The 20,763-nt window shown below is 45.9% G+C and carries 22 protein-coding genes; 10 read left to right on the top strand and 12 right to left on the bottom strand.

What is annotated here, in order from left to right:
• Positions 1-54 precede the first annotated feature (54 nt).
• From CW749_RS25345 to CW749_RS25330, 4 genes are all read right to left on the bottom strand, one after another.
• Complete coding sequence (locus tag CW749_RS25345; protein ID WP_101115256.1) at positions 55-657, bottom strand: thiol:disulfide interchange protein DsbA/DsbL; 603 nt, start codon at positions 655-657, stop codon at positions 55-57.
• A 42-nt stretch (positions 658-699) separates the two neighbouring features.
• Positions 700-1,686 (bottom strand): serine/threonine protein kinase, encoded by a 987-nt coding sequence (locus CW749_RS25340; RefSeq protein ID WP_101115255.1) that lies wholly within the window; start codon positions 1,684-1,686, stop codon positions 700-702.
• A 47-nt stretch (positions 1,687-1,733) separates the two neighbouring features.
• Positions 1,734-3,152 (bottom strand): cytochrome c oxidase accessory protein CcoG, encoded by a 1,419-nt coding sequence (ccoG, locus tag CW749_RS25335; protein ID WP_101115254.1) that lies wholly within the window; start codon positions 3,150-3,152, stop codon positions 1,734-1,736.
• A gap of 340 nt (positions 3,153-3,492) precedes the next feature.
• Positions 3,493-3,756 carry a YihD family protein gene (locus CW749_RS25330; protein WP_101115253.1) on the bottom strand — a complete coding sequence of 88 codons (264 nt, stop codon included), beginning with the start codon at positions 3,754-3,756 and terminating at the stop codon, positions 3,493-3,495.
• A gap of 574 nt (positions 3,757-4,330) precedes the next feature.
• On the opposite strand from CW749_RS25330, the gene CW749_RS25325 reads away from it, so the two are divergent.
• Positions 4,331-5,131 carry a sporulation protein gene (locus CW749_RS25325; RefSeq protein ID WP_101115252.1) on the top strand — a complete coding sequence of 267 codons (801 nt, stop codon included), beginning with the start codon at positions 4,331-4,333 and terminating at the stop codon, positions 5,129-5,131.
• 148 nt (positions 5,132-5,279) lie between these two features.
• Positions 5,280-5,933 carry a hemolysin III family protein gene (locus tag CW749_RS25320; RefSeq protein ID WP_101115251.1) on the top strand — a complete coding sequence of 218 codons (654 nt, stop codon included), beginning with the start codon at positions 5,280-5,282 and terminating at the stop codon, positions 5,931-5,933.
• A 12-nt stretch (positions 5,934-5,945) separates the two neighbouring features.
• On the opposite strand, the gene CW749_RS25315 is transcribed toward CW749_RS25320, so the two are convergent.
• The 5 genes from CW749_RS25315 to def form a co-directional block, all read right to left on the bottom strand.
• Positions 5,946-7,391, bottom strand: a complete 1,446-nt coding sequence (locus tag CW749_RS25315; protein WP_101115250.1) for a TrkH family potassium uptake protein — start codon at positions 7,389-7,391, stop codon at positions 5,946-5,948.
• A 57-nt stretch (positions 7,392-7,448) separates the two neighbouring features.
• Positions 7,449-8,825: a Trk system potassium transporter TrkA gene (gene trkA, locus CW749_RS25310; protein WP_101115249.1), complete on the bottom strand. Its 1,377-nt coding sequence runs from the start codon at positions 8,823-8,825 to the stop codon at positions 7,449-7,451.
• Positions 8,826-8,906: 81 nt separating this feature from the next.
• Complete coding sequence (gene rsmB / locus CW749_RS25305) at positions 8,907-10,187, bottom strand: 16S rRNA (cytosine(967)-C(5))-methyltransferase RsmB (protein WP_101115248.1); 1,281 nt, start codon at positions 10,185-10,187, stop codon at positions 8,907-8,909.
• A 137-nt stretch (positions 10,188-10,324) separates the two neighbouring features.
• Positions 10,325-11,272, bottom strand: a complete 948-nt coding sequence (gene fmt / locus CW749_RS25300) for a methionyl-tRNA formyltransferase (RefSeq protein ID WP_101115247.1) — start codon at positions 11,270-11,272, stop codon at positions 10,325-10,327.
• A gap of 34 nt (positions 11,273-11,306) precedes the next feature.
• A complete protein-coding gene (gene def, locus CW749_RS25295; protein WP_101115246.1) occupies positions 11,307-11,828 on the bottom strand; it encodes a peptide deformylase in 522 nt (173 codons plus the stop codon).
• Positions 11,829-11,945: 117 nt separating this feature from the next.
• Between def and CW749_RS25290 the strand changes: the two genes are divergently transcribed.
• The 4 genes from CW749_RS25290 to CW749_RS25275 are packed head-to-tail and all read left to right on the top strand — an operon-like array spanning position 11,946 to position 15,212.
• Positions 11,946-13,052, top strand: a complete 1,107-nt coding sequence (locus CW749_RS25290) for a LysM peptidoglycan-binding domain-containing protein (RefSeq protein WP_101115245.1) — start codon at positions 11,946-11,948, stop codon at positions 13,050-13,052.
• Complete coding sequence (gene dprA / locus CW749_RS25285; protein ID WP_101115244.1) at positions 13,053-14,153, top strand: DNA-processing protein DprA; 1,101 nt, start codon at positions 13,053-13,055, stop codon at positions 14,151-14,153.
• A gap of 2 nt (positions 14,154-14,155) precedes the next feature.
• A complete protein-coding gene (locus CW749_RS25280) occupies positions 14,156-14,629 on the top strand; it encodes a DUF494 family protein (RefSeq protein ID WP_101115243.1) in 474 nt (157 codons plus the stop codon).
• 13 nt (positions 14,630-14,642) lie between these two features.
• On the top strand, positions 14,643-15,212 hold the full coding sequence (locus tag CW749_RS25275) for a type I DNA topoisomerase (RefSeq protein ID WP_101115242.1): 570 nt from the start codon (positions 14,643-14,645) through the stop codon (positions 15,210-15,212).
• A gap of 80 nt (positions 15,213-15,292) precedes the next feature.
• Here CW749_RS25275 and CW749_RS25270 read toward each other — a convergent pair whose 3' ends face one another.
• Together CW749_RS25270 and purE are read right to left on the bottom strand one after the other, a co-directional pair.
• A complete protein-coding gene (locus CW749_RS25270) occupies positions 15,293-16,420 on the bottom strand; it encodes a 5-(carboxyamino)imidazole ribonucleotide synthase (protein WP_101115241.1) in 1,128 nt (375 codons plus the stop codon).
• Between the two features lie 5 nt (positions 16,421-16,425).
• A complete protein-coding gene (purE, locus tag CW749_RS25265; protein WP_101115240.1) occupies positions 16,426-16,911 on the bottom strand; it encodes a 5-(carboxyamino)imidazole ribonucleotide mutase in 486 nt (161 codons plus the stop codon).
• 192 nt (positions 16,912-17,103) lie between these two features.
• On the opposite strand from purE, the gene CW749_RS25260 reads away from it, so the two are divergent.
• The 4 genes from CW749_RS25260 to CW749_RS25245 all read left to right on the top strand — a co-directional run bounded on the left by CW749_RS25260 (position 17,104) and on the right by CW749_RS25245 (position 19,803).
• Positions 17,104-17,661, top strand: coding sequence for an L-threonylcarbamoyladenylate synthase (locus tag CW749_RS25260; protein WP_101115239.1), 558 nt, complete (start codon positions 17,104-17,106; stop codon positions 17,659-17,661).
• A 22-nt stretch (positions 17,662-17,683) separates the two neighbouring features.
• Entirely contained in the window at positions 17,684-18,601 is a 918-nt protein-coding gene (hemF, locus tag CW749_RS25255) for an oxygen-dependent coproporphyrinogen oxidase (protein WP_101115238.1), read from the top strand.
• 98 nt (positions 18,602-18,699) lie between these two features.
• Positions 18,700-19,530, top strand: coding sequence for a shikimate dehydrogenase (gene aroE / locus CW749_RS25250; RefSeq protein WP_101115237.1), 831 nt, complete (start codon positions 18,700-18,702; stop codon positions 19,528-19,530).
• Between the two features lie 6 nt (positions 19,531-19,536).
• Positions 19,537-19,803, top strand: a complete 267-nt coding sequence (locus CW749_RS25245; RefSeq protein ID WP_101115236.1) for a DUF1488 domain-containing protein — start codon at positions 19,537-19,539, stop codon at positions 19,801-19,803.
• On the opposite strand, the gene CW749_RS25240 is transcribed toward CW749_RS25245, so the two are convergent.
• Positions 19,790-20,344, bottom strand: coding sequence for a gamma carbonic anhydrase family protein (locus CW749_RS25240; RefSeq protein WP_101115235.1), 555 nt, complete (start codon positions 20,342-20,344; stop codon positions 19,790-19,792). The genes CW749_RS25245 and CW749_RS25240 overlap by 14 nt on opposite strands.
• Positions 20,345-20,763 lie beyond the last annotated feature (419 nt).

The following is a 20,763-nucleotide window of genomic DNA, read 5'->3' as shown; positions in this document are numbered from 1 at the left end:
TAACTGACTGGCATTAAGCCAAAGGCTCCTTTTTTAATGACTATTCAATGTGATTTACTTGAGCTTCAATAGGAAATTAACCAGCTCGAAGTACTCATCCATTGATTTAATTGATGGTGCTTGTACGAGGTATTTGTTGTTCACAACAATGGCTGGAACACCGCGTAGACCGCTGTTTTGGAATTGCTTATCGAATCGACGAACCATAGAGTCCACAGCAAAACCTTTGTAAGCAGAATCGAATGCCTTGGCATCAATACCTTCATCTAGGAAGATTTGACGCAATTCTTCTTCGTTCTTTGGTGCCTTTTGCAGGTTGTGGATGCGATTGAACATAACCGGAACCATTTTATCTTCTGCTTTCAGTGCCACCATTGCCGCATAGGCTTTACTCATTGGCACACCCATGTTGCCGCCCATGAAAGAAACGTGCACTTTAACCAGTTTCGCGTTGTCTGGCAGTTGCTTTTTAAGTTGCTGAACAACGGGTTCGAATGAATTACAGTGCGGACAGTAGAACGAGAAAAACTCTGTTACTGTTGGGGAAGAAGACGCAGGAAGATCCAGAACTTTGTAGTGTTCACCTTCACTGAATTTTGCTGCATGGGCTGAAACGCTGATAAGCACAGTTGCAATCAGTGCAAAAAGTTTTTTCATGTAGTTATTCTCCGTGTAAAACCGTGTTGGACACAGCACAACTTACCATTGAGGCGTGAGTGTCAGCGGGGCTTCTTCTAAAGCCGCCAATTGTTCCTTGAATGCAAGCACTTGACCTTCCCAGTACTTTGCGTCGCTAAACCAAGGGAATGCAACGGGAAAGGCGGGATCTTGCCATCGCTTAGCTAACCAAGCCATGTAATGTACCATTCGTAGACCGCGCAATGGCTCAATTAGTTTCAATTCATTGTGATTAAAGTTACAGAATTCTTCATAACCCTCAAGAATGATATCCAATTGAGCCAACTTATCGTGTCGTTCACCATTGAGTAGCATCCATAAGTCCTGAACGGCAGGACCATTTCGCGCATCATCTAAGTCGACAAACATCGGTCCATCTCGCCAAAGAATGTTCCCTGGATGGCAATCTCCATGCAACCGCTGTATGGTTGCACCAGAAACCCAATGCGACTCAATTCGCTCAATAAGCATGTCTAAGTCGTTGAAAAAGCTCTTTTCCAAATGCATGGGTATCAGGTCGGATTGTTGCAATAGTGCACGAGGTTGATAAAGGTATTCTTCAAAGCCTAAAGTAGGACGATGTTGAAATGTCTTACTTTGAGCAACTTTGTGAATTCGACCCATAAAACGGCCCACCCACTCCAACTGTTCGTCGTTATCGACTTCGAATTGACGCCCGCCTACGCTATCAAAAAGTGTGAATAGATAGCCATTATACTCATGCAATGTTTGACCATTGATCACCAAAGGAGGGGCAAGAGGTATGTCTTGTTCCAGTAATTCTAAAGCAAAATCATGTTCTTCTTGGATTTGAGCCTTGCTCCAGCGCGATGGTCTGTAGAACTTAACCACATAGCGTCGCTTGTCTTCGTCTGCGAATTGATAGACTCGGTTTTCATAGCTGTTTAGGGCAAGTAACCCCGATTCCGCGCGGACCCCAATGCTTTCCAGCGCGTACCACATGAAGTCGGGAGTCAGAGCTTCAAAGTTAAAGGCATTATCAGACATACATTAAAAAGGCGCATTACTGCGCCTTATTCCATCTTGAGAAGAGTCTATAGCTTCTTAATAAATCGGCTTTCGACTTCGACAGTAAATTGGTCACTGTCGGTGAGTATAAACTGAATCTTTGAGATGGGAGAGGGAAGTTTGTCAGGATCAGCACCAAGGCTCAAAGGAAAGTTAAGTACTTCACCCGGGCTAACCTGCACGGTTTGAGCACCATACCAAGTAACATCGCTAATCCCGCTCACGTTGAGATGGTATTCCTGCCGTTCTTGAGTTTTGTTGATGATTTTAAGGGTGTACGTGTTTTCTACGAGCCCTTCATTATTCATTCTGAACAGCTGGTTTCTATCACGCAATACCGATAACCCCATGGGCTCAACACTCACTACTTGGAATAGGAAAAGCCCCGTCATGAGTAACATGACCACGCCATAGCCCAGTAATTTCGGTCGCATGATGTTAGTGTGCTTACCTGATAGTCTATGTTCGGTGGTGTAACTGATGAGCCCTTTTTCATACCCCATGCGGTCCATGGTTTTGTCACACGCGTCAATACAAGCGCCACAGTTGATGCATTCGTATTGCAAGCCGTCACGGATATCGATACCTGTCGGGCAAACCTGAACACATAAGTCGCAATCAATGCAATCCCCCAACCCTAGCTGTTTTGGGTCTGCTTTGCGTGAGCGACCGCCACGTGTTTCCCCTCTTTCGGTGTCGTAACCCACTATGTAGGTATCTTTATCGAACATCGCAGATTGGAAGCGAGAATAAGGGCACATATGAATACACATAATTGAGCGCATCCACCCTGCATTACCATAGGTACAAGCGGCAAAAAATACGACCCAAAACACAGGCCAAAAGCTGGCGTTAAATGTAAAAAAGTCGATAACCAAATCTTTGACCGGCACAAAATACCCGACAAAGGTAAAGCCGGTAACGAGGGCAATAAACCACCACGCTATGTGCTTAAGGGTTTTGCGAAGCAGAAGGTTCGAGTTCATTTTTCCGCTGTCTTGCTTTCGCCGTTTATTGGCGGCGCCTTCTAACTTCTCTTCAAACCATATGTACATAAATGTCCAAACGGTTTGAGGGCAAAGGTAACCACACCAAACTCGCCCTAAAAATGTGGTGAGGAAGAACAGTCCAAAGGCAGCGATCATAAACAACAAGGCAAGGAGCGTAAGATCTTGAGGGAACAAGGTTGTGCCGAAGAAGTTAAACTGCTGATTCCCTAAATCCAGCAATATAGCCTGGCGATCACCGTAGGGTATCCAAGGCGTTAGACCAAACACTAGCAATAAAAACCAACCACCATATCGACGGAGTTTTTGGTAGGTTCCTTTACTTTCTCGCACATAGATTTGGTTGTTTGGGTTAAAACGGTCTCCTTTACCCTTATGTGTTTTAGGGTTATAGGTTTTCGGAGTCACATCTTTAACTTCGATTTTATCCTGACTCATACAGGTGTCCTTCTTGGGCGTTTTGAGGTGAAGGTTCTTTTGCCTTCACTCTTCGACATTGCTTTTTTTATTCTAGTTGTCTTGCCAGATCTCACACGAGGAAGTCGAACGTAAGAAGGTTTGCGCACATGAAGAGAGCACGACACTCTGTTTAACCACACAAACAAAGAGCAAGACACAGCTCGAATTGCCTAAGGATTATACTGTTTATAAAACATTTATTTTTTTATGGGTATCAAGGTTTAATAACTTTCTTAGTAACAGTTGAGCAAAAAAATAGGCATACACAAAAGCGGCAGAAACGCCGCTTTAAGGAAAGAGAATTGAAATACGGTTGGAATTAAAGAATACCGCGAGCTTTTAGAAGTGCTGTCTTGAAATCGTCTTCTTGATCTTTAGCCAACCCCGGAATCATGTCTTCTTTTTGACTGTTTCGCATTTTTAAATGGTAGATCAGCACATCATCGGTCAAATCTTCAAGTTTGCCTTCATATCCTGCTTCTTGAGATAACTTTTGGATGAATGCCATTAAGTTGAGATCTGACTCTTTTTGCCATTCTGGATGCATGAGCTCGATTAACTCATTGATGCGATGACATTTCATATCTTTCTCCACAAATTTCATAGTGATATTTTTTGTACGTTAACAAAATCTGTTGAAATAAAAAAGCGCAGTCTGAGACCGCGCTTTTTATTAAGCCGCTTGGGTTACTTTCTTGTCTTTTTGGCTCTCAAGAGCTGTTTTAACAACTAAGTTTACCTGTGGAGCTGGTTTGCTGCAGACTGGAGCTGAAGCAAAACCTGAACGACGTCGAGACGCACTACGGTGTGTGTGCGAAAACCTGACAGGTGTTGGGCGCATTCGTTTACCTAACAGTCAGGCACATCCTTTGCCAATCATATGGCCTGATTCACTATGAGAAAAATCTCTTCTGGCGAGCGCCAATCCTATAGAAAATCAGGAGTATAGATATGAAGTCATATCCGGCTCAAAGATTAGCATTTATTCAAAATATGTGCGAACAAAATGCTGGTTTTTTGCTCATTTTTTAGTGAGTCTCTCGTATGAATGTTGCACAAGTCCGCCGTACAGGATATGTATAGAAAATAATCGGAACTTTCTTCTGCCAATCATCACCTTATAAAGCAAAGGAAGAACCTAACCAGAGGAGTTGTTCATGTCTTTTTTAAAGAAAACCTTAGCCAGCTTTGGTATCGGTAGCGCCAAAGTAGATTCTATTCTTCAGCAGGAAGTGCTGATTCCGGGGCAGAATGTCAGCATTAAAATCCACGTGTATGGTGGTTCTTCTGCGCAAGAGATCGATAACATCGATTTGAAGCTTTGTTGTCGTTACGTACGTGAAGTACCCGCAGACAACGACAAAAGCCACGTGCAAGAAGGGATGCAAACCAAGAAGCAAAACGTGAAATACGCATTGGCTTCATGGCAGTTACCTTACGCTTTTACCATTGAACCCGGAGAAGAACGTACGTTTGATGTGGAGCTGCCTATTCCATGGAATACGCCCGTCACCATCGGTGATGCCAAAGTGTGGCTGGAAACCGGGTTGGACATATCTATGGCAATTGATCCAACAGACAAAGATGTATTGACCGTCCGTCCAGATCCATTAATGGATGGCATATTTACGGCACTAGAAGAACAGGGTTTGCGTATTCGTCAGGTTGAGTGTGAAGAAGCCAAAGGGTTTGAACTTCCATTTGTGCAAGAGTTTGAATTTGTTCCGACAACGGGACCTTACCATGGACGCTGGCGAGAGCTGGAAATCGTGGCGTATCGTGACGAAGGTGAATTGAAGCTGTGGTTTGAAGTGGATCGCCGCAAGAAAGGCATTGGTGGTATGTTGGCTGGGTTACTTGGCGGCAACGAATTAAAACGTCATTTGGTTCTTCCTTCCAGTACGTCCGGTGAAGATGCAGGGCAGCAAGTATTGGCGTTTCTGGAAAGTTCGACTTAGTCAGTCCAGTAAACATAGTCATTTGACTTTAAACAGATATGTTGAACTAAATCGGCCTGCCTAGCTAAAATTTAAGCTTACAAGTGTACGCTGAATGTGTCATACTTCTCTTCTGTTGAGTATTCGCTCTAAATTGAAGGAGGGGCGTATGACACGTCCTACAACAACTGAGTACAGCGTGAGTGAAGAGGTAGCCAATAGCATCACACATGCGCTAGGTATGATTTGTGGCATCGTTGGGTTAGTGTTCTTGCTGATCAAAGCGGTAGATAATCATGCCGATACGCTAACCATCACCAGTATGAGCGTATACGGCGGTAGCCTTATTCTGCTGTTTCTGGCTTCGACGGTTTATCACGCTGTGCCTTATCGCAAAGCGAAACGCTGGTTAAAAACGCTGGATCACTGCGCCATTTATCTGCTCATTGCGGGCAGTTACACACCTTTCTTATTGGTCAGCTTGCGAACCCCATTGGCCATTGGTTTGATGATCATTATTTGGTCAATAGCACTGATTGGCATCATTGCCAAAATAGCCTTCGTGTACCGATTTAAAAAACTGTCACTGTATACGTATCTCGGTATGGGGTGGTTGTCACTTGTTGTGATTTACCAACTAGCGATCACGCTCGATGTGGGTGGTCTGGTTTTACTCGCTATTGGTGGAGTAGTGTATTCCCTGGGGGTTATTTTTTACGTGAGTAAACGTATTCCCTTTAACCACGCCATCTGGCACGGGTTTGTTCTGGGTGGGGCCGCGTGCCATTTCTTTGCGATCTATTTCTTTGTTGACCCGATTTAATCGGGTTAATCACTACCTTCTCCAGAATGCGGGGAAGAAAAGCACCAGTAGTGTCAGTATTTCCAGCCTTCCCATTAACATACCAATACTCAGTAACCATTTCGCAGTATCAGGAAGCGGGGCAAAATTCCCCGTCGGACCAATAACATGGCCCATGCCCGGACCAACATTCGCCACTGCGGTGACCGCTCCTGATATGGCGGTGACTGGGTCTAATCCCATAGCCCCTAACGCCGCGGCAATCACGATAATGGTGATAAAGAACATCAGCCCAAATGCGACCAACGAGCGAACGATGTCGTCGTTGACAGGGCGATGGTTGTACTTTTGGACAAAAACACCTGACGGGTGAATTAAGCGCATCATTTGCTTGTGCAGAAGGGTAAGCGCTATTTGGAATCGAAAGACTTTAATACCGCCTGATGTGGATCCAGAGCAAGCCCCCGCCATCATCATGAATGCAAAAATAACGGCAGGTAATGCGCCCCAAGCTGTAAAGTCTTCCAAACCAAACCCTGTCGTGGTTGTTACCGAGATGATATTAAACAGGGAAACACGAATAGCGTCGGATAACTGGTAGTGCTGATGGAGCCATAGCCAACCAGCGACAACCAAAGAGGTAAATACGACCAAGTAGACGAACCCTCTTACTTGCGCATCTTGCCAGAAGGAATTGAGTTCGCGCTTTTTCAATGCAGTAACAAACAGTAAGAAGGGAAGCCCGCCAAGAAACATAAAAAGAATGCCCACCCAATGTGCTCCGTTGGAAAAGTGGTTCATGGAGCTGTCTGATGTGGAGTACCCTCCAGTGGATAGCGTGGTGAATGCATGATTTATCGCATCAAAGCCTGACATCCCAGTGAGCAAATAGCCAATCACGCACATCGCCGTCAATGTGAGGTACACGTACACGATATGAATCGCGACAATTTTTGTTCGCGGTGCACTTTTGTCGGACCAGTCAGAGCTTTCGGTTTGGAACAACCGCATGCCGCCAACATTCAGCATGGGTAAGATGGCTACCCCCATTACAATGAAGCCGATTCCTCCTAACCATTGCAAGATAGAGCGCCAAAGCAGAATGCTCGGTGCCATATCATCGAGTCCGCTGAGGACCGTTGAACCCGTGGTGGTAATCCCCGACATGGTTTCAAAATACGCGTCGGTAAAGCTGATGTGGTTAATGAATACGAAGGGCAGGGCGGCGAATGCGCTGGCGATAGTCCAAACAAGTGACGTTATCAAAAAGAGGTCTCGAACCCCAAGACGAAATTCTGCGGTTCGCCCAATGGTTAAACAAACGAATGCCACGCCGTGCAAAATCAGTACGGACTGACCAAATTCGATAAACCCAGGTGTGCCAGTGAAAAAGGCAACGGCAGTGGGGGCGTACATAAATAGGGCTAGCTTAGAGAGCACCAGTCCAATGACAAATAAGATCGGGCGTAGATGGACCATATCGACTTATTACCACGGTTTGAGCGACGCCCCAAACACAGAGCGCCAACACTGACTCTATAGGAAAAATGGGCTTGGTTGGAACAAGCGCTCTACATCGGGCACGTATTTTTTATCGACCAAGAACATCACCACATGGTCGTCTTGTTCAATCACCGTTCGGTCGTGAGCGATCAACACTTCTTCACCGCGAACAATGGCACCAATAGTGGTTCCTGGTGGAAGTTTGATATCACCTACCGCACGACCAACAACTTTAGACGTGGTTTCATCCCCATGTGCAATGGCTTCGATGGCTTCGGCCGCGCCTCGGCGTAAGGATGATACGTTGACGATATCTGCGCGTCGAACGTGTGTCAGGAGTGCAGAAATTGTGGCTTGCTGTGGTGATATCGCTACGTCAATGGTACCGCCTTGCACTAAGTCGACGTAAGCACCGCGTTGAATCAGCACCATTACCTTTTTTGCACCCATGCGTTTTGCCAACATGGCGGACATGATATTGGTTTCGTCTTCATTGGTTAGAGCGATGAAGACATCCACTTGGTCGATGTTTTCTTCCGCGAGCAGTTCCTGGTCGGCAGCGTCGCCACAGAATACAATCGTATTTTCAAGCTGTTCAGACAACCTTTCTGCTCGCTGATAACCGCGTTCAATCAGTTTGACGCTGTACTCTTTTTCCAAGCGTTTGGCGAGGCTGGCACCAATGTTTCCTCCTCCGACTATCATGATGCGGCGGTAAGGTTTTTCAAGACGTTGGAGCTCACTCATGATAGAGCGAATGTGGTTACTCGCCGCGACGAAGAACACTTCATCATCCGCTTCAATGACGGTGGTACCTTGCGGGCGAATGGGTCTGCCTTGGCGAAAGATGGCTGCTACACGAGTGTCAATGTGAGGCATGTGATCACGCAGTGCAGAAAGCGCGTTCCCAACTAGCGGACCACCATAATAGGCCTTAACCGCAACCAAACTGACTTTACGTTCAGCAAAACTGACCACTTGGAGTGCGCCAGGGTATTGGATCAAGCGTTCGATATAGCTGGTAACCAACTCTTCTGGTGCAATAAGGTGGTCGACAGGAATCGCACCGGATTGGAACAGTGCGTCTTTTTCTGTCAAATACTCTGGTGAGCGAATACGGGCAATTCGGTTAGGGGTATTGAACAACGTAAAGGCAACCTGACATGCCGCCATATTGGTTTCATCGGTATTGGTCACCGCAACCAGCATGTCGGCATCTTGAGCACCCGCTTCACGTAAGGTACCCGGGTGGCTGGCAAACCCATTGACCACCCGCAAGTCATACTTATCCTGCAATTCACGCAGTCGGTCTCCATTCCGGTCTACTACCGTGATGTCGTTGTTCTCACCCACTAAGTTTTCTGCAAGGGTGCCGCCTACTTGTCCGGCACCGAGTATGATGATTTTCATCGCCTACCTATTCTGCTTATCTATCCGCTTACTACTGCTGTGCCTTTTGGCGACACGTATTGAGCATGGTTGTTTTATTATTTACGCCTGCTTTCTCAATACAGCGTAATAGAAGCCGTCCATGTCGTCTTCTCCCGGAAGAATTTGTCTACCCGGATTTTCGATGTCTGACCCATCTAACGTTGCATCCGATGTGCGATTCAGAAATTTAACCACTTGATCGCGATTTTCCTGTGGGGTGATCGAACATGTCGCGTAAACAAGCGTGCCACCCGGCTTCAGCTGTTGCCACATTGCGTCGAGAATCTCACTTTGCAGTTCGGCTAAGGTTTCGATGTCATCGGCTCGGCGCAGCCATTTAATGTCTGGATGACGACGGATAACTCCTGTCGCAGAACATGGTGCATCAAGCAAAATGCGGTCAAATTGTTCACCTTGCCACCATTCTTGAGGATTCCTAGCATCACCGCAAATAACTTTCGCCTGAAGGTTGAGGCGCTTCAGGTTTTCATGAACTCGCTTGAGGCGGTTTTCGTCGCAATCTATCGCAACTACATCGCTGTTTTGGGTACGCTCTAGAATGTGCGCTGTTTTGCCACCCGGAGCTGCGCAGCAATCCAAAATCAATTCGCCATCTTTAGGTGTCAGATAATTCAGCGACAGCTGAGCGGCGGCATCTTGTACCGATACCCAACCTTTTTCAAAACCAGGCAAGGCATGTACATCGATCGGCGCATCCAATTTTATGGCGTCTAGTGCTTCACTGTGCGCGCTGCTATCAATGTTTGCATTTTTGAGTAACTCAAGGTACTCATCGCGGCTGTGATGCTGGTGGTTCACACGCAGCCACATCGGTGCTTTTTGGTTGTTTGCTTCAACAATACTTTCCCATTGCTCTGGGTAAGCCGTTTGCAACAATTTTAGTAGCCAGCTTGGGTGACCATATTTGCCCGCGTTGTGGCTAACAGCAACTTGATCCAATTCTTCTTGGTTTCTTTGGTAGTTACGAAGTACCGCATTGATCAAACCGCGAAGCCGAGGACCTTTTAGCGTTTTTGTTCCTTCAACCGTTTCCCCAACCGCTGCGTGTGCAGGAATTCGCATAAAACTCAGTTGGTAAATGCCCACTAGAATAAGGTGATGAAATACGCGTTGCTTACCCTTTAATGGTTTATCCATTAAATGATTGGCAATGGTTTCTAGGCGAGGGAGGTAGCGTAGTGCGCCGTAGCAAATTTCTTGCAATAGAGCGTGGTCTCGCGGGCGGATATTTTGTTGTGCGGCAGGAAGGGCGGTAGAAAGTGATTGCCCTTTATCGACAACGAGATACAAAACGTTGGCAGCTTCAGCGCGAACATTCATGATGAATACCTTAAAGCAAAGGAGGGCATCTCTGCCCTCAAAAAGTACGTATTGAAGTGAGTCTTCACTTCGTCGATATAGCAATTCAATCAATCATTGATATTGGCTATTTATCCTGAAATCAGGTTGTTTCTGATTTAAACGAGCTGTGAGCCCACTTCAAACCAAGAGGCTCTTGAGTTCAATATATCTTGAACTGGCATCGCTTTTTTACCCGGAACTTGTAGCTTTTCGAGTACAAGTACTCCGTCACCTGTCGCAACGTAGATACCGGTTTTGTCCGCTTGAAGAATGGTACCAGCTGCTTTATCGGTGGTTTGGCTCTCTATGCGACTCTGCCAAACTTTGATGGTGTTATCTGCAGCTTCAAAATGGCTGATGGGCCATGGATTGAAGGCACGAACACAGCGCTCTAAGTGAGCGGCATCGTCATTCCAATCGATACGGGCTTCTTCTTTGCTGAGCTTCTTCGCGTAAGTGGCTTGCTCGTCATCTTGCTTGACGGGTTGCGCGTTGCCATTCGAAATATCCGCTAGGCAGTCGACAAGTGCTTCTGGACCAAGAACGGCCAGTTTGTCGTACATCGACGCACTGGTGTCAGTTGCCTCAATTGGAAGAGAAGCAATTTTCAACATATCACCCGTATCCAAGCCAATGTCCATCTGCATGATGGTGACGCCAGCTTCAGCATCCCCCGCCCATATCGAACGTTGAATCGGTGCAGCACCACGCCAGCGCGGTAAAATCGAACCATGAACGTTGACGCACCCTAAACGAGGGGTATCCAATACGGCTTGTGGTAGTAACATGCCATACGCGACAACAATCATGATATCGGCGTTTAGATCCACCAACGTTTGCTTCGCTTCATCAGATTTGAAGTTTTCAGGTTGGTAAACAGGAATATCGTGTTCCAGCGCCAAGCTTTTAACTGGGGTAGGGGTAAGTTTTTTACCACGACCTGCTGGGCGGTCTGGATTGGTGTAAACCGCAATAACTTCGTGCTCCGAAGACAATAACGCCGCCAAGTGAAGGGCGGCGAAGTCCGGAGTACCTGCAAAGACAACTCTTAAAGACTGACTCAAGGTAAGGTTCCTTTATGGATGAAGGTGGTTTGGATTAGGCGTTTTTCGCTTGCTTCTCATTGAAACGCTTAAGCTTCAACATCTTGTCCTGAATGCGCTTACGCTTCAGTGGCGAAAGGTAATCAACAAACAACTTGCCTTCGAGGTGATCCAATTCATGTTGAACGCAAATGGCCAAAAGCTCATCGGCTTCAAATGAGTATTCCTCACCTTCGCGATTCTTCGCTGTAACAGAAACTTCTGCCGCACGAGGCACCAAAGCACGAGCACCTGGGATAGACAGACAACCTTCTTCGATGCCATCTTCACCGCGTTTTTCGGTGATCTCAGGGTTAATCAGTACCATTGGTTGATCGCGAGTATCAGAAACATCGATAACAACGATGCGCTGATGAATATCGACTTGCGTTGCAGCAAGACCGATGCCTTCTTCGTCGTACATGGTTTCTAACATATCGTCGACGATTTTTTGAATCTCTGGTGTCACTGCTTCGACGGGCTTAGCCACTGTGCGAAGGCGATCATCAGGGAAAGTTAATACTTGTAATACAGACATATACACTCTAAATATTGAACTGTGCCGAAACAGCTAAAACCTAGCTGGCTCAATTCTAGACATTTTATAACCTAAATGACAGCATCCTAGCCAATATTGGATAGGGAAATTGAGGTTATGAAAGGAATAATAGCCAAGTTAGGTCGTACCTCTTTAGCTATAATAACATGTGTTGTCACACATAGTGTCCTTGCAAAAAGTGATGTTTTATCGGTTAAAGAAAACGCACCGAAAACGTACGAAGTGAAAAAAGGGGATACCCTATGGGACATTTCGGCACTTTACCTCGACAGCCCATGGCTTTGGCCTCGACTCTGGCAAATTAACCCAGACATCAACGATCCTCACCTTATCTATCCTGGCGACAAGCTGACTTTGGTATGGCGAAATGGGCAACCTATGTTGAGCCGAAAGCCTCTTCTTACGCTTTCTCCCAAAGCTCGAATTCTGGATAAAGATGCGGTACCAACCTTGCCTGAAGGGCTGGTTTTGCCATACATCAACTCGGATCGGCTCGTCACTAAGAAGGTGTTAGACAGTGCAATGAGAGTGATCGGGACACAAGATGGAAGACGTTTCTTGAGTCAGCATGACCAATTGTTCATTGATGGCAAAACCAAAGAGAAACATTGGGGTATTTACCGTTCTGTGGCCGAATATCAGCGCAATGACAGTGGTGAAGAAGTCTTTTCTTTGAAAATGGTTGCGACGGCAACGTTAGTAAAATCAGAAGAAAAGCTGAGCTCTTTGAAAGTGGAATCCCAGAATCAAGAAATCCTATCCAATGATTTTGCGTTACCGCATCAGAATCATGAAGAGTTGTCATTCTCCAATACATTTTATCCAGAACCGGCGCCTAAGCATGTTTCTGCGTCTATTCTTGGGTCTTTGGAAGGAAGTAAGTTTATTGGGCGCAATCAGGTCGTCATTATCGATCGCGGGCTTAACGACAAAGTGGAACAAGGCACCATGTTTGACCTTTGGGAAGAAGGGTTAGGTGTTTCTGGAAGCAGAGGCAACTACATTGTGGATGATGGATGGCTTAGCGAAAATCTTCCGGATGTTTCTGTCGGGGAAATGATCGTTATTCGTCCGTACGCGTCTTTCAGTATTGCATTAATTACCCGAAGCAAAGCGCCGATTCACACCCAAACCATGGGTCTTTCTCCATTATTGAAAGAGCAACAAAATGACCCATTGGAAGCGAAGGACGAAGACAGTTAAATGACAGAAAATGAGTTGAGAGCTTGGCTGACATTGAGTTTTACGCCTCAATTGGGTGGTCAGTCTCTGACTCGATTACTCACTATTGATTCTCCCGTCAATTTGCTTGCGTCCAGTGAAGAGCGATGGCAAGCCATAGGGCTTAAGCCGAAACAAATCCAATTCCTTAAAGCCAGTTCACACCCAGAGGTCGATGAATGTATGGAGTGGCAGCTGGCGTCAAACCACCATATTGTTACTCTACTCGATTGTGCGTACCCGCCATTACTCAAAGAAGTATCTTCTCCACCAACTACATTGTTTGTTAAAGGGGACACTCGATCTTTGAGCGCCCCACAGATAGCCATGGTAGGCAGTCGAAACGCCAGCATTGAAGGGCTACAAACAGCGAGGGCGTTTGCCAAAGATTTATCCGCAAATGGGTTAGTGGTCACCAGTGGTTTGGCGCTCGGTGTGGATGGGCACGCTCACGATGGTGCGTTGGAGGGAGGTGGTCAAACTGTTGCTGTGTTGGGCTCGGGACTCGACTGCATTTACCCGGCTCGGCACAGAAAGCTAGCACAAAGGATTATTGAGCAAGGCGCTCTTGTTTCTGAATTTCGACCCAACACAAAACCCAGACCAGAGCACTTCCCGCGCCGCAATCGTATTATTAGTGGATTGTCGGTTGGCGTTTTTGTTGTCGAAGCTGCTGAACGCAGCGGGTCGTTGATAACAGCGCGATACGCAGCAGAGCAAGGTCGCGATGTTTTTGCACTGCCCGGCTCAATTCACAACCCCAATTCTAGAGGGGGGAATGCACTCATTAAGTCTGGTGCCTGCTTAGTCCAATCGTCCGAAGATATTCTCCAAGAAGTAGAAAATTTAGTTTCTTGGTCGTTTTCCCAACAAACATCTATATTTAGTGAAGAAGCCTCGCAAGAAGAATTGCCATTTCCTGAACTAATGGCTAACGTAGGGTTAGAAGCAACACCCGTTGATATTCTTGCAGAGCGGACCCATATACCTGTGCATGAAGTCATGATGCAACTACTGGAGCTTGAGCTTTCAGGGTATGTTGTTGCAGTATCTGGTGGCTATATTCGAAAGGGGAGGGGCTAACTATGATGGACATACTGATGTATTTGTTCGAGACCTATATCCACAGTGATGCGGAATTGATGGTCGATCAAGATGAGTTGGAAGATGAGCTTCTCAGAGCTGGATTCCACCAAAAAGAAATTTACAAAGCCCTGAATTGGTTAGAGGACTTGGCAGCGCTACAACAAAGCGATGCACAATCCGCCATGAGAACCAGTGCAGCTACGTCGGTACGTATATACACGCGCACTGAAATGACACGTTTAGATATAGAATGTCGTGGATTCTTGCTGTTTTTGGAGCAAGTTGAAGTGTTGACCGCCGAAACTCGTGAAATGATCATTGATCGAGTCATGGGCTTGGAAACCAGTGATTTTCAGCTGGACGATCTAAAGTGGATTGTATTGATGGTACTGTTTAATGTACCGGGTAATGAAAACGCCTACACCCAAATGGAGGAGCTCTTGTATACTACCGAGAGTGGTATTCTTCATTAATGGTTTTGGGTGAATGAGCGGTAAAATTGATTCGCAATTATTCTCTGCCCATGAGCACGCACTGGAAAAAGAGCCGTGCCCTCAATGCGGTGGAGAATTGTCTTTACGTCATGGCAAACATGGTCCTTTCCTAGGGTGCAATCAGTACCCATCTTGTGACTACATTCGTACGATTGGTCAAAACGATGGTCATATTGTTAAAGAGTTAGGTGTCCCTTGCCCCGAGTGTGCTAATGAATTGGTACTGAGGCAGGGTCGTTATGGCATGTTTATCGGTTGCAGTGCATACCCAGATTGCCATCATATTGAGTCCTTGGATGCCCCTAAAGAGGAGCAGAAAAAGGAAGAAGAGATTACCTGCCCTGAATGCAAAACGGGTCACTTGGTCGAAAGAAAGTCGCGCTATGGCAAAACTTTTTACGCCTGCAATAGCTACCCGAAATGCAAGTTTGCGGTGAACCATAAACCCATTGTCGGTTCGTGCACTGAGTGTGATTACTCACTACTGATTGAGAAAAAACTGGCATCTGGCGTTAAAGTATTGTGCGCTAATCGGAAGTGCCAGAAAGAACAAATCCAATAAAAAACGGCACTCACTAGAGTGCCGTTTTTACAGGTAATGCTGCTTTTTATTGGTAACTGCTTTTTACAGATAGGTGCGTCTTACAGAGCTTGGGCGCTTTCCTTTAATGCAGTAAAAGCATCTGCATCCAAAATATTTGCAAGCTTAACCAAAGCGGCTTTTAACGCCTCATCACTGCTTGCACATACATTGATGTGACCCATTTTACGGCCTGCACGCTTTCCCTTACCATACCAATGTACGTGGCACTCTGGCATTGCCAAAACACTCTCTGGCACTTGGTCTTCACCCAAAATATTTACCATAGAGGTTGGGCGCACCAGCTCAGTGCTGCCTAACGGTAACCCACACACAGCACGCAAGTGGTTCTCGAATTGGCAAGTCTCAGCACCTTGTTGAGTCCAATGACCAGAATTATGGACGCGAGGCGCGATTTCGTTGACCAGTAACTCGCCATTCACATCAAAGAATTCGAGTGCCAGAACGCCCACATAGTTCAAAGATTCCGCTACCGCCGTAAACGCGGTATTGGCTTGTGCCTGAAGTGTTTCATCCACAATGGCTGTCGATAGTGTTAAAACACCATCAGTATGAACGTTCTCTGCTAGCGGGTAGATAGCGATTTCACCCGCTGCATTTCGAGCACCAACCAAAGACACTTCACGCTGAAACGGTACAAACTCTTCTGCGACAATCGCTTGGTTTGGTGTTTCAGCGATGCACTCAGACATTTCCTGCCAAATCGCATTAGCTTGTGCTTTGTCTTTTAAACGCCACTGCCCTTTTCCATCGTAACCACCAAGAGTGCTTTTCAGCACCATCGGAATACCAACATGCTGGATGGCATTTTCAAAATCTTCTTGTGTATTGATCACGAAGTACTTGGCATTTCTCACCTTGGCATTATCGAGTAGCGATTTCTCTATGCGACGATCACCGCCAGCTTTAATGGCGTCGGTTGTCGGAAAAAACTTACCGCTTTTTTCACACTCATCAAGCACATCGTGTGGAATGTGTTCGAATTCGGCCGTTATGATATCCGCTTGCTCAATAGCCGTGGCTAAGCCATTTCCAATCACTTGTTGGGTGAGTGGGTGAACAATGTTTTCTGTGCCTACATCGAAGGCAGAAATGTGAATGTTCAATGGCGCGCCAGCCAAAGACATCATTCGAGCCAGTTGACCTGCGCCTAAGACAAGAACGTGCATGGGGATCAATCCTCTGCTGGGTTCGGGTTAGCTAAAACCGTCTCAGTTTGTTCTTGGCGGAAAGCTTCAACTTTTGCCATTACTTCTTCATTGTGAGTACCAATGATCTGAGCAGCCAAAATACCGGAATTGGCTGCACCAGCTTCGCCAATAGCCAAAGTACCCACTGCAATACCTTTCGGCATTTGTACAATTGAAAGTAGGGAGTCCATGCCTTTTAATGCACGAGATTGAACAGGAACGCCCAGGACCGGCAAGCTCGTAAAGGCCGCCGCCATACCAGGTAAGTGTGCAGCACCACCTGCGCCAGCAATGATTACCTTGATGCCGCGGTCCTTAGCGCTATTGGCGTAGTCTGCCAATAATTGTGGCGTACGGTGGGCAGAAACCACTTTCGTTTCATAGGACACACCAAAGCGATCCAGCATTTCTGCTGCTAGTTTCATGGTTGGCCAATCTGATTTAGAACCCATAATAATACCGACTTGCATCTCAAAACTCCTTCAGCGCTTTCATTGGGTGAGCGGATATTTTGCGCGCATTATACGTAGAATTTTCGGTAAGGAAAACGTTTGCGCGAAATCGTTTTAAGGTTTGATACAGTTTACTGATAAATTACTTTTGGGCTGAGGGGTAAACTCTTTGTACACTACGGCCCAAATGTTAAAGATAAGGGGTTCAAATTGACCAATTTTGAAAACACAGTTCAGGCGCTCCATGATGGGGAAGTCATTGCTTACCCAACGGAAGGTGTATTTGGAGTCGGCTGTGACCCCGATAACGCAGACGCTATTCAAAAGCTACTTGAACTTAAGAAAAGACCAGTAGAAAAAGGGTTAATTCTCATCGCCGCCAATTTTGAGCAACTCAAGCCATACGTCGATGAATCTCAATTGACAGATGAAGCTCGCCAAGCGGTGTTTGACACTTGGCCTGGACCAGTTACTTGGGTAATGCCTGCAAAACCTGGGTTATCAAACCTACTTTCAGGTCAATTTGATTCCATTGCAGTAAGGGTGACGGATCATCCATTGGTACAAAAACTTTGCGAGTCGTTTGGTAAACCGCTAACCTCGACCAGCGCCAACCTAACGGGTGAGCCACCGTGTATGACTTTTCAGGAGGTACATACGCATCTAGGCGAGTACTTGGTCGCAATTTTAGAAGGTGAAACCGGCGGTCGCGATAAACCGAGTGAAATACGCGACGCTTTAACGTCTACCATATTAAGACAGGGATAACCTGCGAATATAGGAATAAGCAATGTCAGATATCGATAAAGATGCAGTAAAGTACTTTTTGTTAGAACTTCAGGACAGCATATGCCAGCAGCTTGAAGAGGTGGACGGTAAGGCTGTATTTGAAGAAGATATTTGGCATCGTGAATCGACTGAGCGCCTAGGTGGCGGAGGTCGAACTCGAGTCATGAGTGGCGGCAACGTCTTTGAACAAGGTGGCGTGAACTTTTCACATGTCTCCGGTCGAGAGATGCCAGCCTCAGCTACGGCTCATCGCCCTGAGCTTGCTGGTCGAAAATTTGAGGCGATGGGCGTGTCGCTAGTGATGCACCCGCACAACCCTTATGTACCAACCTCTCATGCCAATGTGCGTTTCTTTATTGCCGAGAAGGAAGGTCATGATCCCATCTGGTGGTTTGGTGGTGGCTTCGATTTAACCCCGTTTTATCCTTTCGAAGAAGATTGCTTATATTGGCACAACACCGCGAAAGAAATCTGTGCACCCTTTGGTGATAATGTGTATTCAGAGCATAAAAAGTGGTGCGATGAATATTTCTTCCTTCCACATCGTAATGAAACTCGTGGTGTCGGTGGTTTATTTTTTGATGACCTCAACGAATGGGGTTTCGATAAAAGCTTCGAATACATTCAAGCCGTTGGGAAGGGCTATACCGATGCGCTTGTACCAATCATAGATCGAAGAAAAGAGACTGAATATGGTGAAAAAGAGCGCCAATTTCAGTTATACCGCCGTGGTCGCTACGTCGAATTCAACTTAGTCTACGACAGAGGCACTTTATTTGGGCTACAAAGTGGTGGGCGTACTGAATCGATCTTAATGTCGATGCCTCCTTTAGCTCGATGGGAATACGACTATCAGGTTGAGCCTGGGACACCGGAAGATGATTTGTACCAAAATTACCTAAAACCTAGAGAATGGTGATTTCCAGCTATAACGCTCAGAATCCAGTCGCTTGAGGCAATTTAGGTATGATGATAGGGTCTGTACAAACGACCCTATTTAATTTTGCAGGCAAGGAAATGGCGCAACCTATCGATCAGTACGTCGTGTTTGGTAACCCTATCGGACACAGTAAATCCCCTTTTATACACACCCTCTTTGCTCGGCAAACCAATCAGTCCTTATCCTATGTAACGCGCGAAGCGCCCGTGGGTGGTTTCGTAGAATCGGCAACAGAGTTTTTCTCGCAAGGTGGGAAAGGCTGTAATGTGACTGTGCCATTTAAAGAAGATGCCTTTCAATTTGCTGATCGCCTGACCGAAAGAGCGCAATTGGCTGGTGCGGTGAATACGCTAAAAAAACTCGATGATGGAGAAATCATTGGTGATAACACCGATGGTGAAGGTTTAGTTCAAGATTTATTGCAATACCAAGTGCCTTTAGAAGGTGCCCGCATATTGGTTATTGGTGCGGGCGGTGCAGCACGCGGCGTGATAAAACCACTTTTGGACCAATCCCCAAAAAGCATAGTGGTCACCAACCGTACATTTGCTAAAGCGAAAAAGCTTGAGGAAATGTTTAAAGAATTTGGTGATATTCGTGCTGTTCCCATGGAAGACATCAAGACTTCCTTTGATGTGGTGATCAATTCTACGTCTGCTAGTTTGAGTGGTGACCTACCCACGATTAGCTCTTCGATATTCACTTCAACAACCGTTAGCTATGACATGATGTATGGGCAGGGGCTGACAGCGTTTAATCAGTGGGCTAAAGATAACCAAGTTGTAAATGCTTACGATGGTCTTGGTATGTTGGTAGGGCAGGCAGCAGAAAGCTTCCTTGTATGGAGAGGGTTAAGACCTGGCGCAAAGCAAGTTCTCAGAGAACTAAGAAAAAATTTGGAAGGATAGCCTACCATGAATCAATCAATACTCTTTCCTGATATCCAAAGCTGGGATGAAGGACATAACGCGGTACGTTTTCCTGCACAGCAATCAGGTATGTTGATCGAATGTCTCGCTTTAGTGGCTGCCATTGAACGAGTGAGCGGAGAGACAATAGAGGAAGAGCAGCAAGCTCTCACTCTATTCTCACAATACCGCTTTGATATGGAAGAGCTTGCTGAATCTTTGATAGAAGAGGAAGACTACGACGACAGCGGGCAAGTTGTTATTCGAAAGTAACGGGCTCTACTACCGTTCTGTACTCATTTTTAGTGTTGACGTAGTTATCTGCGGACTTGCGCAAAAAAGCGATTTCTTTTTCACTTAGTGGGCGAGCCTGTTTTACTGGGCTCCCTACATAGAGATAACCACTTTCCAATACTTTATTGGGAGGGACCAAACTGCCCGCACCAATCATGACTTCATCTTTTATGTGCACGCCGTCTAAGACGATGGCCCCCATACCTACTAATACACGATCGCCTACCGTGCACCCATGAAGCATGACCTTATGACCGATAGTCACTTCATTACCAATGATAAGTGGGTAGCCTTCAGGGTTTTCCGCATTTTTATGAGTAACGTGCAAAACGGAACCGTCTTGAATATTGGTACGCTCGCCAATATGAATATGATTAACATCACCCCTGGCAGCAACAAGTGGCCAAACGCTAGAATCCTTACCTATTTTAATGTCACCCACTAAGATAGAGCTGCTATCTATATAGACACCTTCACCAATTTCAGGGCAAATACCTTTATAACTTCGAATTGAGCTCATGATTTCTCCTTAATTTAGGGCGATTAAAGGGTAAAAAGTGAAAGAAGAATAGTGAAAATACCACCTTTTGAATAAAAAACACGCAAACAACCTAGAAATTGAAAAAAACGTCAAAAAGGGCTTGCCAATGTGATGCCGATCTCTATAATGCCCCCTCGCTGACACGGGAACGCTTCGAAAGAAACGAATCGAGTCAGAGGTTAGATTAGGTAGCTGAAAAGCTAACGAAATAAACTGAAAAAAGTGTTTGACACTAACGTTTATCTCGCTAAAATAGCCGTCCGATTTGAGTGAGACTCAAATCACGCTCTTTAACAATATAGACCTATCAATCTGTGTGGGCACTCGTTGATGATAATCCAAATAGTTTCTTCGGAAACAATTTAGGTTTCAATGAACTGAGTGACCAATACGATGAT

The sequence above is a fragment of the Vibrio sp. vnigr-6D03 genome (assembly GCF_002835515.1).
In the GTDB taxonomy this organism is placed as follows: Bacteria; Pseudomonadota; Gammaproteobacteria; order Enterobacterales; family Vibrionaceae; genus Vibrio; species Vibrio penaeicida.
Note: the sequence above shows the minus strand (reverse complement) of the source record. Positions and strands in the feature narration are given on the sequence as shown.